Annotated in this window: 14 protein-coding genes; 6 read left to right on the plus strand and 8 right to left on the minus strand. The window is 69.6% G+C overall.

Annotation, left to right across the window (positions count from 1 at the left end; translation table 11 throughout):
- Positions 1-3: 3 nt before the first annotated feature.
- Positions 4-759: a GbsR/MarR family transcriptional regulator gene (locus OG734_RS25885; RefSeq protein WP_330289879.1), complete on the minus strand. Its 756-nt coding sequence runs from the start codon at positions 757-759 to the stop codon at positions 4-6.
- Positions 760-1021: 262 nt separating this feature from the next.
- Between OG734_RS25885 and OG734_RS25890 the strand changes: the two genes are divergently transcribed.
- Positions 1022-1693, plus strand: a complete 672-nt coding sequence (locus OG734_RS25890; protein WP_330289880.1) for a DUF4097 family beta strand repeat-containing protein — start codon at positions 1022-1024, stop codon at positions 1691-1693.
- Between the two features lie 98 nt (positions 1694-1791).
- Here the strand turns inward: OG734_RS25890 and OG734_RS25895 are convergent, their stop codons facing one another.
- A complete protein-coding gene (locus tag OG734_RS25895) occupies positions 1792-2265 on the minus strand; it encodes a GntR family transcriptional regulator (protein ID WP_443064907.1) in 474 nt (157 codons plus the stop codon).
- On the minus strand, positions 2258-3061 hold the full coding sequence (locus OG734_RS25900) for a hypothetical protein (protein WP_330289881.1): 804 nt from the start codon (positions 3059-3061) through the stop codon (positions 2258-2260). The genes OG734_RS25895 and OG734_RS25900 overlap by 8 nt, the downstream gene beginning before the upstream one ends.
- A 152-nt stretch (positions 3062-3213) precedes the next feature.
- Here OG734_RS25900 and OG734_RS25905 point away from each other — a divergent pair, with 152 nt between their 5' ends.
- Both OG734_RS25905 and OG734_RS25910 read left to right on the plus strand, forming a co-directional pair.
- The gene (locus tag OG734_RS25905) at positions 3214-3375 is read left to right on the plus strand and encodes a hypothetical protein (RefSeq protein ID WP_443064908.1); all 162 of its coding nucleotides are present in this window, start codon (positions 3214-3216) and stop codon (positions 3373-3375) included.
- Between the two features lie 47 nt (positions 3376-3422).
- Positions 3423-3881, plus strand: coding sequence for a PaaI family thioesterase (locus OG734_RS25910; protein ID WP_330289882.1), 459 nt, complete (start codon positions 3423-3425; stop codon positions 3879-3881).
- 124 nt (positions 3882-4005) lie between these two features.
- On the opposite strand, the gene OG734_RS25915 is transcribed toward OG734_RS25910, so the two are convergent.
- Complete coding sequence (locus OG734_RS25915) at positions 4006-5115, minus strand: hypothetical protein (protein WP_330289883.1); 1110 nt, start codon at positions 5113-5115, stop codon at positions 4006-4008.
- A 279-nt stretch (positions 5116-5394) separates the two neighbouring features.
- Positions 5395-7461 (minus strand): cell wall-binding repeat-containing protein, encoded by a 2067-nt coding sequence (locus OG734_RS25920; protein ID WP_330289884.1) that lies wholly within the window; start codon positions 7459-7461, stop codon positions 5395-5397.
- A 392-nt stretch (positions 7462-7853) separates the two neighbouring features.
- On the opposite strand from OG734_RS25920, the gene OG734_RS25925 reads away from it, so the two are divergent.
- Entirely contained in the window at positions 7854-8897 is a 1044-nt protein-coding gene (locus OG734_RS25925) for a HEAT repeat domain-containing protein (RefSeq protein ID WP_330289885.1), read from the plus strand.
- A 192-nt stretch (positions 8898-9089) separates the two neighbouring features.
- On the opposite strand, the gene OG734_RS25930 is transcribed toward OG734_RS25925, so the two are convergent.
- From OG734_RS25930 to OG734_RS25940, 3 genes are read right to left on the minus strand one after another with little or no spacing between them, the layout of a single operon-like run.
- The gene (locus OG734_RS25930) at positions 9090-9440 is read right to left on the minus strand and encodes a hypothetical protein (protein WP_330289886.1); all 351 of its coding nucleotides are present in this window, start codon (positions 9438-9440) and stop codon (positions 9090-9092) included.
- 28 nt (positions 9441-9468) lie between these two features.
- Positions 9469-9723 carry a DUF397 domain-containing protein gene (locus OG734_RS25935; protein WP_330289887.1) on the minus strand — a complete coding sequence of 85 codons (255 nt, stop codon included), beginning with the start codon at positions 9721-9723 and terminating at the stop codon, positions 9469-9471.
- Positions 9720-10556, minus strand: coding sequence for a helix-turn-helix domain-containing protein (locus tag OG734_RS25940; protein WP_330289888.1), 837 nt, complete (start codon positions 10554-10556; stop codon positions 9720-9722). Before OG734_RS25940 ends, OG734_RS25935 begins: the two co-directional genes overlap by 4 nt.
- Before the next feature lie 124 nt (positions 10557-10680).
- On the opposite strand from OG734_RS25940, the gene OG734_RS25945 reads away from it, so the two are divergent.
- Together OG734_RS25945 and OG734_RS25950 are read left to right on the plus strand one after the other, a co-directional pair.
- Positions 10681-11115, plus strand: coding sequence for a hypothetical protein (locus OG734_RS25945; protein ID WP_330289889.1), 435 nt, complete (start codon positions 10681-10683; stop codon positions 11113-11115).
- A 138-nt stretch (positions 11116-11253) separates the two neighbouring features.
- The gene (locus OG734_RS25950; protein WP_330289890.1) at positions 11254-12159 is read left to right on the plus strand and encodes a hypothetical protein; all 906 of its coding nucleotides are present in this window, start codon (positions 11254-11256) and stop codon (positions 12157-12159) included.
- The last annotated feature ends 10 nt before the right edge of the window (positions 12160-12169 follow it).

The following is a 12169-nucleotide window of genomic DNA, read 5'->3' on the forward strand; positions in this document are numbered from 1 at the left end:
TCGTCACCGGTCTTCTCGTGGTGGCTCGGTGCTGCCGCCCGAGGCCGTTACGGGTTTCGTGTGGAGGACCTCGCGGGCCTGTTCGGCGGCGCGGACGGTGCTCTCGGAGACGAAGTCGAGGAAGCGGGCGATGTTCTCCAGGCGGGCGGCGGCCGGGGTGCCGGAGCCGAGGACGCCGACGCCCTGCTGTGCGATCCCGACGATCTGGGCGATGGCGCGGGCGCTGGCCAGCATCGACTCGTACCAGACGTCGTCGTCGACGACATAGCGCTCGCGGCGGCGTTCGCCCGGTTCCCGGCGGACCATGCCCTGGCTCTCCAGGAACGCGATCGCCTTGGACACGGACGCCGGGCTGACGTCGAGGCGCTGGACGAGTTCCGACGCGGTGAGGCTGCCGGAGTCGGTGAGGGTGAGGCAGGTCATCACCCGGGACATCATCGTGGGCATGCCCGACGCGGTGAGGACGGTGGTGAACACCTCCTCGTACTCCCGTACGGCCTCGGCGTCACGTCCGTAGGCAGGCGTCGGTGCCTGTGGCCCCCGGGGTGTGGTGGTCCTGCGCCGGTGGGCGCGGCGTTCGGTGGCGCGGTGGGCCAGGTCGGCGCGGTAGGCGGTGGGGCCGCCGTTGCGCATCACCTCACGTGTGACGGTGGAGGTCGGACGCTCCAGGCGCCGGGCGATCTCCGCGTAGGCGAGGCCGTCGGCCAGCCCCAGCGCGATCTGCTGACGTTCGGGCTGGCTGAGCCTGCCTCCCGGCATCGCGGTCTCCTTTGTGGTCGCTGCTGGTCGATGGCGCCTCAACCATAGCGTTCACCTCCATTGCATTGCAACGAGTGCGACCTCCGTTGTTGCGTTAAACCGGAAACCATTGCAATGAAATCCTGGCTTTGAGCTGCAATGATGCCAATAATGCGCAACGAGTTCGTTGCTAGATCTTCGAATGCAACGTAGCTTTTCCATTGTTCGAAACGACGGAGTGAAGCCGGCCGATCGGCCGGCCAACCAGCCCAAGGAGCGCACGATGCAGAAGTTCGACACCACCGCCCCCATCACCGCCGTCCTCGACATCCCCGCCGGGCGCATCCGGTTCATCGCAGCCGACCGCACCGACGCCACCGTCGAGGTCCTGCCCTCCAGCGCCTCGTCGAGCCGCGACGTGAAAGCGGCCGAGCAGATCGCGGTCTCCTACGACGACGGCGTCCTGCGGATCGAGGCCGCCCCGGCGAAGAACCGCATCCTCGGCCAGTCGGGATCCGTCGAGGTGACCGTCCAGCTGCCCGCCGGTTCCCGCGTCGAGGCGAAGGCGGCCAGTGCCGAACTCCGGGGCGTGGGACGCCTCGGCGACGTCACCTACGAGTGCGCGCAGGGCACCGTCAAGCTCGACGAGACCGACAGTGCCCGCCTCACCCTCCAGGCCGGCGACATCTCGGTCGGCCGCCTCGGTGGCCCCGGCGAACTCCGCACCCTGAAGGGCGACCTCCGCATCACCGAGGCCGTACGCGGCACGGTCACCCTGCGCACCGAGTCCGGCGAGATCACGGTCGGCGCCGCCCGCGGAGTCTCCGCGACCCTGGACGCCGGCACCTCCTACGGCCGCATCAGCAACGCACTCCAGAACACCGACGGCGCCGCCGCTCAGCTCAACATCCAGGCGACCACCAGCTACGGCGACATCACCGCCCGCAGCCTCTGAACCGGCGGAACCGTGGTTCGGGCGGTCGGGATCGAGGGACGGGTACGGGGAGGAACGCGGCGGCCCAGGTCTTGCCGGTGAGGGCGAGCCTCGGCCTGCTAATCGGGCCTGTTCCTCGCTCCCGCGACTTGCGCCGACGTCGGCCTTCTTGGGGCCCCCGCTCCGCCGCCGACGGTGGCCGACGAGGAGGCGGGCCCCGGGTCCAAGGCTTCGCGGACGGCGGTCAGGATGTCCTCGGTGGCGGCGCCGAGCGCTCGGGCGGCGGAGGTGAAGTCCCGGGCCAGGGTGGTGAGTTGGTCGACATTGTGCGGGTGCGGCTCGGACGGGAGCGCCGCGACCCGGGTGCCCGCGCCACGGCGGGTACGGATCAGCTCTGCGGCCTCCAGCTCGCGGTAGGCGCGGGCCACGGTGCCCGGCGCCAGACCGAGGTCGGTGGCGAGTTGGCGCACGGTCGGCAGCCGTTCGCCCTCGGTCAGCCGACCGGTGACGATCAGCGCGGCGAGCTGGGCGCGGATCTGCTCGTACGGCGGGACCTGGCTGGTGGTGTCGACGCGGACGGCGGGGTCACTCATCGTTGTAGGTCCCGCCCTTGGCCGTCTCGTCCTCGACCGCGCGGGGGGCGACCACGGTGACCAGGGACCAGCCGACGGTGAACAGGTTCAGCAGGGCCAGGGGGTAGAACACCCAGAAGGTGAGGGCACCCAGCCCGCCGGCGCAGCCCGTCTCCGTCAGCGAGACGGAGACCATCAGTACGGCGTACAGCTGCTGGCTCGACACCAGCAGGCCCCAGGCCCCGGTGACCGCCCACGCGCGGTCGCGTCGCTGCTGTTCCTCGCCCGGGCCGTCGGCGATGCGGCGCAGGGCCCAGACGCAGGTGGGGGTGGCGACGGCGAGTGCGCCGAACATCGGGAGGCTGTAGTACAGGCCGGGCCAGGGGCCGAGGGCCGCGCGCATTCCGTTGCAGGTGACGTGGGCGACCTTGCCCGTGCTGAATATGCGGTCGGGGTCGACGGAGGCCGTGGCGGCCGTGATCACCAGCAGGGCGACGAGGGAGACGCCCTGGAGGGCGATCAGGGGGCCCATGCGTGGCGGCACATGGTTTCTGACCAGGCGCGGGGCGAGACTCGCGGTGCGTACGGCTTCCTGGGGGCGCAGGGTCAGGGCGTCGGCGAGCAGGACACCGGCCACCGCGCACAGGCCGAAGGCTGTGATGCAGAACACGACGCGCTGCTCGAACTCGATGTCCCCCAGCGTGGACAGGGCCTGCGCGACCACGATGCCGATGGCCAGACCGGACCAGCGGGCGTAGTACTCGGCATGGTCGAGGAACCGGGACTGGAGCGGGACGGTGTCGAGCATGTCGAGCATATGGAGATCCCCCCAGATCATCTTGTATCAAGCGGTGGGTACAAGATGCCTCGGTCGGAATCTTGTGTCAAATGCTCGATACAAGACGACGTATGGAGAGACGGCTCTGCTCGTCTGGCCTACTCGGGCGGTGGCCTGTCCTGCTCAGCGCGATGCACCTGGCTGCGTGCGCCGTCGTCCACCTCGCCGTCGGCGTCCTCGCGCGCACGGTCCTGAAGGCCCGGCCCTCGGCAGCACGGGTCGTCACCCGCAGCAGCGGTGCCATGATGATCGCCATCGGTGGGTTCCTGCTGGTGGAACGCCTGGCCGGCTGAGGAACCCGCCCCCTCCACCCGACACGGACCCGAAGGAGAGCGCGTACGTGGAAGACCAGACGCAGCAGGAACAGGTGAGCCCCACGGTCCGCAAGCGCGTCCAGGACAGCTTCGACAGCCAGGGCCTCATGGCCCACCTCGGCGCACGCCTCACCCACATCGGCCCTGGCCGCGTACACATCGTGCTCCCGGCCCGCCCTGAGGTGACCCAGCAGCACGGCTACGTCCACGCGGGCGCCACCAGCGCCGTCGCGGACAGTGCCGGCGGCTACGCCGCGCTCACGCTGGTCTCCGAGGATTCCGACATCCTCACCGTCGAGTACAAGATCAACCTGCTCGCCCCCGCCGCGGGCGACTACCTGGAGGCGATCGGGACCGTGCTGAAGTCCGGACGTACCCTGACCGTCTGCCAGTTGGAGGTGTACGGAGGCAGGGGCGGCGGTGAGAGGAAGCTCGTCGCCAACGGGCAGCAGACGCTGATACGCGTGGACAGGCCCGCCCAGTGAGTCCCAGCCGTCCCAGTCGTCCCTGTCGTCCCAGCCGTCGTGGCCGACTTGGTGGCGGCGCCCCCTCCCCGACGCCAACACCCTGCTGCCGCGCGGACGGCAACCAGCCACCAGCCAGGCCGCGCTAGGACCGCGTCGCCGTCCCGCACTCGTCCCCAGCGGACTCGCTCCGCCTGATCGGCGCGCTGCGGTCGTACGGGTCGACCGCCGTGCCGGTCTCCTCCACCTGGCGGTCCGTGCCGAAGGGCGGGGTGAGGTAGCCCGTGGTGGTGCCGCAGCCGCCGTTGGTCATGTCGTATTTGTACGAGACGATCGAGAACGTGCCCGGCTCGGTGATCACCTTGTCAGGGTCGTCCCAGCTCAGGATCAGCTCGCGCCGGACGATGGTGCGCACGATCTCGTCCCCGTCGCCGCCCGCGACGGCGCGGGTGACCGGGTAGACGAAGGTGACGTCGGCGGTCACCTGGAGCGCGCCGCGCTTGCCCTCCCGGTAGCTGAGCAGGCCCCGCGTCTTCACGACATCGCCGACCAGGCGGATACGGGAGGGCTGGAAGCGGCTGACCAGGAGGAGGGGGTCGTTCTCCTCGCTCGGGGCCCGGAAAGCGGATTTCAGAAGGTCTTGGACGTCCTTCTGGTGCGGGTTGATCAGCGCGATCGCCGTCTCGGGGCGCTCACCCCGCAGCACCCCACGGTCCAGGTTGGACGCGACGAGGAAGTCCCGGCTGCGGGCGAGGGCCCGCTCGACCTCGGCCGCGCTCATCCAGCCGACCGCCTTGGCCTTCGGCACGGTGATCCCCGCTGCTCCGCTCGCCCAGCTCTCCGCCGGCGAACCGCGGAACGGCCTGTCCACAGTGGGGCGTTGAGCCGCCTCCGTCGGAGGCGCCTGGGTCGGGCGGGCGGTCTCGGCCGCCAGCGGCGGGGAGGCAGGGTCGTCGCCGGCGAACAGGTCCAGTATCGGCCCCGGCGCGAGCGCCACCACGAGCAGCATCAGCGAGGCCAGCAGCCCGACCACGTACCAGCCCGTGCGCCGCTTGGGCTGCGCGGGCGTGTAGCTGCGCCAACCTTCCGGGCCACGGTCGGGCTCCGCGTGCAGCCGCTTCGCCACGTCGCGGGCCCGCGCCGACGGCTCCTTGGGGGCGTCGGCGGCACCCGCCACCGACTCCCGCAGAAACCGCTCCCACTCCTCGTCGGACCTGGACGAGCCGTCCGGCCCCGTACCCGTACCCGCGCCCATCCCCAACCCCCTGGCAATCAGTAGACCGCGGCCCGCTCCCCTGGGACGCGTCCGCATAATGACACAGAGCACTGACACCTCAACATGCGAACTCACCAGCCCCGAGGCCGGTGTTGCCCCCTGCGGCACTCAAGGAGTTCCCGGTCGGCGTTGCCGCGGTCCAGCGGGTCAGGATCGAGGCGAGGCCCCTGGACGCGCCGCACGCCCAGGAGCCGTCGGGCTCCTGGGCGTGTTCGGGTCGTCGCCGCCCTGACCAGGCCTTGACCAGGCCCTGTCGGCCTAGCGGGCGCTGTGCGCGTCGGGTGTCGGCAGGTGCTCGCCGGGGATCACCGTGGGGGTGGTCGTCGGGCGGGCGCTGTCGACGGAGGAGGCCAGGGCCGAAACCCGGGAGGACCGCGCCGTGGCAGCCGTCGCCGGCACCACACCGCCCGCCGCCCACATGGTGGACGTCCAGGCGCTGCTCGCCGCGATCGCGGAACCGATGCCGGTGCGGTTGGCCGGCGGGTACGACGTGCTGCCGCCGAAGGTCTGCACCACCGAGATGCTCGCGGCCCGCTGGCTCAGGTAGTACGCGGTCGGCGCCGAGAGCGTGGCCCGGGCGGACCAGAGCACCGGGCCGTAGCCGGCGGAAACCGCGCTGCCTGCGACGGCGTTCTGCCAGGACCAGGTGTCCTGGACGGTGGCCCACGTCGGCGAGGTCCACCAGAAGCGGGCCAGGTTGGCGGCGACGTCCTCGTGCGTCTTGCCGCCGATCTTCCAGAAGTTCCAGACCTTGTTGAGGGTCACGTTCTCGATCGCCTTGCCGGCGTTGTAGCCGACCGTCACCAGCCCCGTGGTGTTCGGGTTCAGGGCGTTCAGGTAGTTCCTGACCGAGGCGGAAACGCTCTGCCCGTTCGTCAGCAGGACCACGCCCTTGCCGCGGTACCCCAGCGACCCGGCGGCCGCGGAGGCGGCGATCGGATCGTGGTACTCCTTGCCGTCGGCGACGAAGATCCAGCTCGGGGCCGTCGTGATCTGCTTGGCGACCCTGACCGACAATCCGGAGAGGTCCGTACCGTCGAGGCGCACCGGCTTGTAGCCGAGCGCCTGCACCTGGTTGGCCACGTTGGAGGCGAGGACGCGGGTGCCGCCGTTGAGGTAGACGGCGCTGCCCCTGGGAAGCGAGCGCTTCAGTTCCGTGGCCGCGGTGGAGTCCAGCCGGCCCCCGGAGGTCAGCAGGACCGGACCCTGCTTCTCGGCGGCCAGCGCGATCGCCGGGGCCGAGTACGTGGCATTGCCCTTGTTGACCAGAACCGCGGACCGGGCGGTGATCAGGTCGGGCTCATGCGTTCCGCCCGACTTGTCGAACGTCCAGCGGGACGCGGCCCCGTCGATACCGATGGAGCCGGTGCCGTAGATCCGGGCCAGGATGTTCTTCCGCAGCGGCTGCCACGCGGGCTTGCTGCCCTTGCCCGCCCCGGTGAGCTGGGTGGATGTCCCGCTCCCCAGGTCGAGGATCCGCACCGTCTGCACATCGTCGGACCAGCCGGCGTGCGAGCTGTGCGCCTCGTAGGCGATCCGCCCGCCGGCGGGGTCCCAGCTCGGGGCGAGGTGATCGGACGCGTCGGTGGTCACCTGCTGGACGTTGGTGCCGTCCGCTTCGGCCGTGAACAGCTGCGTCCAGTCGTCCACCACGCGCGTGAAGGCCAGCTTGCTGCCGTCCGCCGAGAACACCGGTGAGGAACCGGACGTGATGATCTTCTTCAGCGTCTTGGTGACGGGGTCGAACTTCCAGATGCTCGGACTGTCCGTGAAGCAGCCGTAGTTGTTGCGCCGTTCGAAGGCCAGGGTGCCCGTGGGGCTTGCCGTCGGGTGCACGTCGCAGACCGTCGACGGCTCCTGGGCGTTCGTCAGCAACGGCTCCGGCGCCCATGAGGCGTCCGACGGCCCGTAGACGAGCTGGCCGCCGGTGCTGAACACCACGTACCGGCCGTTCTGCCAGAACGTCGGGTCCGCGTAGGGCGCGCTACCTGGGCGCACCCCCGTCGCCCACGGCAGGGTGAGGGGCGCGGTGCTGCCGGTGACCCGGCCGGTGACCAACTGGCTCTCTCCGGCCACCAGGCGGCTGCCGTCCGGCGCCCAGTTCGGGGTGTAGCCGTAGTTCGGGATGTTGGGGACGGAACGCAGGCCGCTCCCGTCCGGGTTGACGATCGCGATGCCGGTGCTACCCCCGTACAGACCGATCTGACCGGGCGTCACACCACCGGTCGCGGCCTGCGCGCCCGGTGCCACGGCACCGAGCAGGCCGGCCGCCAGCGAGGCAGCCGACGTGAGCGCCGCGAGATTGCGGCGCGTGCGAGAACTCAATGGAAAGCCCCCCAAAGAATGATGGTTTATCTGCCACCGAGCGTCTCGGCCCGCGCGCCACATCACGGCGTACTGGTGTACAGCCCATACGCCACCCCGGCGCACACACGCCGTGCGCAGCGCCCCAGATGCCAGGCCCCAGCGATCACTCGTCGGCAGCAGAACATTATGTGACGCCGTACGGGCCGCTGGAAAGCACTATTCGAACATCTTGCGAACAACATCTTGCGAACAACATGTTGTATCCACTGGCGGCAGCGATGACGCCGCGTCAGCTGGATGCCCTGCTGGCCCTCCCGGATGAGACCGCGGTCGGGGTGCTGGCGCGGCGGCTGGACTGAGCTGGTGACAACTCCCGCGCGTATTCGTGACTCGTGCGCCAGAATGCCCGGATGGAAGCGGGCACGGTGGCGGAACTGGTCGGTCAGGCACTGGCGGCGGCGCGTGTTGCCGAGGAAACGGATGACTGGGACGAGTACGGGACGCTGCTGCGGCGGGCGGCAGTTGACGGGGTGAGGTCGCTGCCGCTCGGCTTGGAGCTGATGGGTTCGGATGACCCGGCCGAGCGTGAGACGGGCTGTGACCTGTTGGGCCACGCGAGCGATCAAAACGAAGGGGTCCGCGCCGAGACGGCGGCCGCGCTGGTCGCGCTCGCGGAGCGGGAGACCGAGGGCCGCGTGCTGTCGTCCCTGGTGTGCGCGATCGAGAGGACGTACGACCAGCGCGCCGTCCCTGTCCTCGCCGCCCTCGCGGGCCACCCCGACGCCGAGGTCCGCCAGCGAGTGGCCAGCTCCTTTGCGGGGGTCACCACCGGACTGCCGGACGGGCCGGACATCCGCGCACTCATCACACTGACCCGCGACGACGACCCTGAGGTCCGCAACTGGGCGACGTTCACGCTGGGCTTCCAGGCCGAGGTCGACAGCCCCGCGATCCGCACCGCGCTCTGGGAACGGACGACCGACGAGAATGCGGATGCCCGCGAGGAAGGCATCCGCGGACTCGCCCGGCGACACGACCTGCGCGTCGTCCCGCTGCTGGCGGAACTGTTGGACAACCCCGAGGGCGCGCACGTCCTCACGTTCAGCGCGGCCGCGATCATGGGCATCCCCGAACTACTGCCGGCTTTGCTGAGGTACGAGCCCGGAGACGCCGGAGTCACCGCTGCCGTGAATGCCTGCGACCCGATGCGGCGGGCCCACTTGGACGCCTCTGCCTGGGACCTGATGTGCGCACTCCACCGCCTCCGCCCCGACCTGGACGCCGCCGTTTACATGGAGCGCTTCGACTACGGCCTGTCCCTCGGCCTCGCCGCCACCCTCGGGTCCTCGGGCTACTCCGTCGAGGCTCTGCTCGAGTGCGCGGACGGCGACCCAGCGCGCGCTGCCGAACTGGTCGCGTCCGACCTGCCGAGGAGCCCCGGGGGCAGCAGTTGAACTCCTGCTGAATGCATACCGTGCTGACACTGTCAGCGAGGTAGAAGACCAGATCAGCCCGGGTGATCTTCGCAAGAGGTCCAGATAACGGCCTGACAACCACTTCCCACCACCGATCCAGGCGTGGTGGTAATCGCAGAGCAGGTCGGCCGCTGTGTTGAGAACGAACCCGGCCAGTCGGACAGGCGGAATTCAAAGCCACCGCTGTGCCGCCTCGACGCTGTCCCCGCCGCTGGTGTTGAACGCGATGGCGGCCTGGGGCGCATGGCGGCGGATCAGGTTCACGATCTGCTCGAAGAGCGGCAGCAGTTGCTCGGCCTTGCGGATTCCGCCTCCGACGACCACGACATCCCACGGGCGCTCGGTCAGCGATGTGACGAGAGTGGACTCGGCTGATTCATCGAACACGACCAGCGTCATGGCCGCGTCGATGCCATGCTCGCCGAACCGGGCCAACTCCGCGTCGAGAGCCGTACGAAGCGCCTTCCCGTCGACGCCGGGTATCGCTTGCGGGTCGTAACCGACAACGAGTGCAGAAGACATGCCGGCAACCTAGCAACGCTGCCGTGGCTCAGGCGGTACGGGCGACGAACGCGGACCAGGCTTCGCCGGTGACGGTGAGGTTCGGGCCGGCCGGGTTCTTGGAGTCGCGGATGTGGATGGCGGCGGTGGGGGTGTGGGGGCAGGGGGCGATCTCCACGCAGTTGCCGCCACCGCTGTCGCTGTACGTCGACTTGCGCCAGGCGTAGGCGACTTCGACGCAGTTACCGCCGCCGTCGTCGCTATAGCTGGACTTGAACCACCGCAGTGCATTGGCGTTGCTCATGGTTCCTCTCCTGCCAACCGTTCGATGAGGCTGAGTGAGTCGTCGGGACTCAGGGCCTGTGATCGGATCTTCGCATAGCGGTGCGCGAGTTGGGCCACCTCGGGTGGATCGCTGACCAGGATGCCCTGGTCCTCGATCTCCATGTAGACGACGTGGTCGTGGTCCTCAGTGACGAGGAGTTTCATAGGGCCACGGGCACCAGCATGCGATCCGCGCAGGCCGCGGTCCAGTGGGAGTACTTGCAGACACACATTCTCCCTCTGTGCGTCCGCGGCGAGCGAGCGCAACTGCCCGCGCATGATGTCCCAGTCGCCGAACGGCCGCCGCAGCACGGTCTCTTCGAGGATCAACTCGATCATCGGGGCAGGGTCGCGGTCGAAGAGTGCCCGGCGGGCGAGCCGAGCCTCGACGAGTTCGTCGCGCTTCTGATCGGAGACCGTCGGAAAGCCGCCCCGGATGAGTGCCTGGGCGTACGGCTCGGTCTGGAAGATGCCGTCGATGACGAAGCTCTCGTACGAGGAGATCGTGACCGCGCCCCGCTCCAGCCCCGCGACTCCCCGGAACCGAGCCGGATACTTCTCCAGCAGCATCCACTTACGTGCCTTCTCGAAGACGCCCAGCCCACCCCCGAGCACCTCCTCCAGCTTGACGAGCATCTTGTCGCTGGCGGGCTGCGCGCACGTCTCCATCGCGCTGATCGCCGATGCCGTGTAGCCGATCAGCTTGCCCAACTCCTCCTGCGTGTACCCCTTTTGCTCGCGCAGGGCCTTCGCGAGGGCGGCGACCATGTGTGCCGTGCCGCCCGCTTCCACCTTGTTGCCCGAACTCGCCATCCGGTCACTCCCGAACTCAACCGAACTCAACTGGTCACCACCGACCCGCGCCGAATTCCGACAGCTACGTATGCTCGACACAGAGTTATGGAAAAAGCTAGACCCGGCCACTCAAACTGTTCCCATGAACACGGAAAGTGACGAGGTAAACCTCGACGAACCCCTGCTGATCCCTGACATTCCCGACTGGGTCCCGCCCACCGGCATCCAACTCCGCAAGGCGGGCGTCCAGTTCGACGCGGTACGGGTGGACGGCGACGAGGGCAGGGCGGCGGCGGACCGGCTGGCGCGGATGACCGGCGGCGCGCCCGGGCCGGTCGTGGAGGAGGCGAACGGGAATCGTGCCGTCTACTTCCTCGTGCCCGCGGGTGCGACGTCCCACCGGATCTGGCCGCCCGGGGTCACCCGTCTCGCGTCCGGTCCGGGCCGCATCGCCTACATCCCCGTCCCGGCGCTCAACGGCCAGACATGGCCGCTGACTTGGCGTTATCGGCCGACGGGGAGAGATCACTTCGTACACGCGTTGCTTTTGAAGGCGGCGCTTCACCCCGAAGAGTGAAGAACGCGAACTTCCGCCCGGGAAAAGCCCGTTCAGCTTGCATTCGTCGCTCTGCGTGCCCTTAGAGTCACGGAAACAAGAAGACCCCCGCGGTGCGCCAACACCCGGGGGCTCGGCACCGAGAGATTGCACCTCCCCATGCGGATTCATCGTACGACGCCCACGCGCGCCTTTTCAGTCTTCTCCAACGCCCTTCTCCGCGACCGGAGTCTCTCCTGGTGTGCGGTAGGCGTACTGACGTACCTCCTCAGCCTTCCGAACGGCGCCCGCGCCACCATCCGCACCCTCGCCGAGCAGCGCAAGGAAGGGCGGGCTCGGATCGCCGCCGCCCTGCATGAGCTGGAGGAATCCCGGTATCTGCGGCGGGTGGTGCGCAAGGACGAGGAGTCCGGGCAATTCTCCACGGTGTACGAGGTGTTCGACACTCCGTACGAGGACGAGCCCCCTGCGGGTGAATCCGAAGAAGTTCAGAACCGGGCCTCCGGTGAGTCGGAATCCGTGGCCTCGGGAGCTCTCCCTTCGGGAGAAAAAACCAGGGAAGAAGAACCTCCCTCCCCGCCGTCGGCCGACGCGCCGTCGGCGGGGACCGAGGCCGGGGCCGAAGTGCCACCCGGCGAGTCCGAGGCTCCGCCCGGCGAACGCACCGCGCTCGCCGCGCGGTTGCTCGGCTCGCTCAGGCGCACCGATCCCCGGCTGGCCCTCGGTGCCGCCGAGGCGTTGCGGCTCGCGCCGCTGGTCGAGGAGTGGTGGGCGGCCGGGGCGAGCAGCGCCCAGGTCCGCGCAGCCCTGACACAGGGGTTGCCGTCGCCGCTGTACTCGCCCCGCGCCATCGTCGAGGACCGCCTGCGCCGCAAGTGCCCGGCTGCTCCGGCCGCTCCGGCAGATCCAGCCGCTGCCGTTGGTGAGTCGGCTGGGTCAACGGCCGTGCCTGTCACGACCGTTGAGATCCGCAAGCCAGGTGCCTCCGGCGGCTACCGCGAGGCCGCGCGACGCGGCGGGGCGCTGGCCCGCGCGCTGCTGCAGGGGCGGCCCGCGCCCGCGTAGGCGCACGCAG

The sequence above is a fragment of the Streptomyces sp. NBC_00576 genome, assembly GCF_036345175.1.
Classification (GTDB): domain Bacteria; phylum Actinomycetota; class Actinomycetes; order Streptomycetales; family Streptomycetaceae; genus Streptomyces.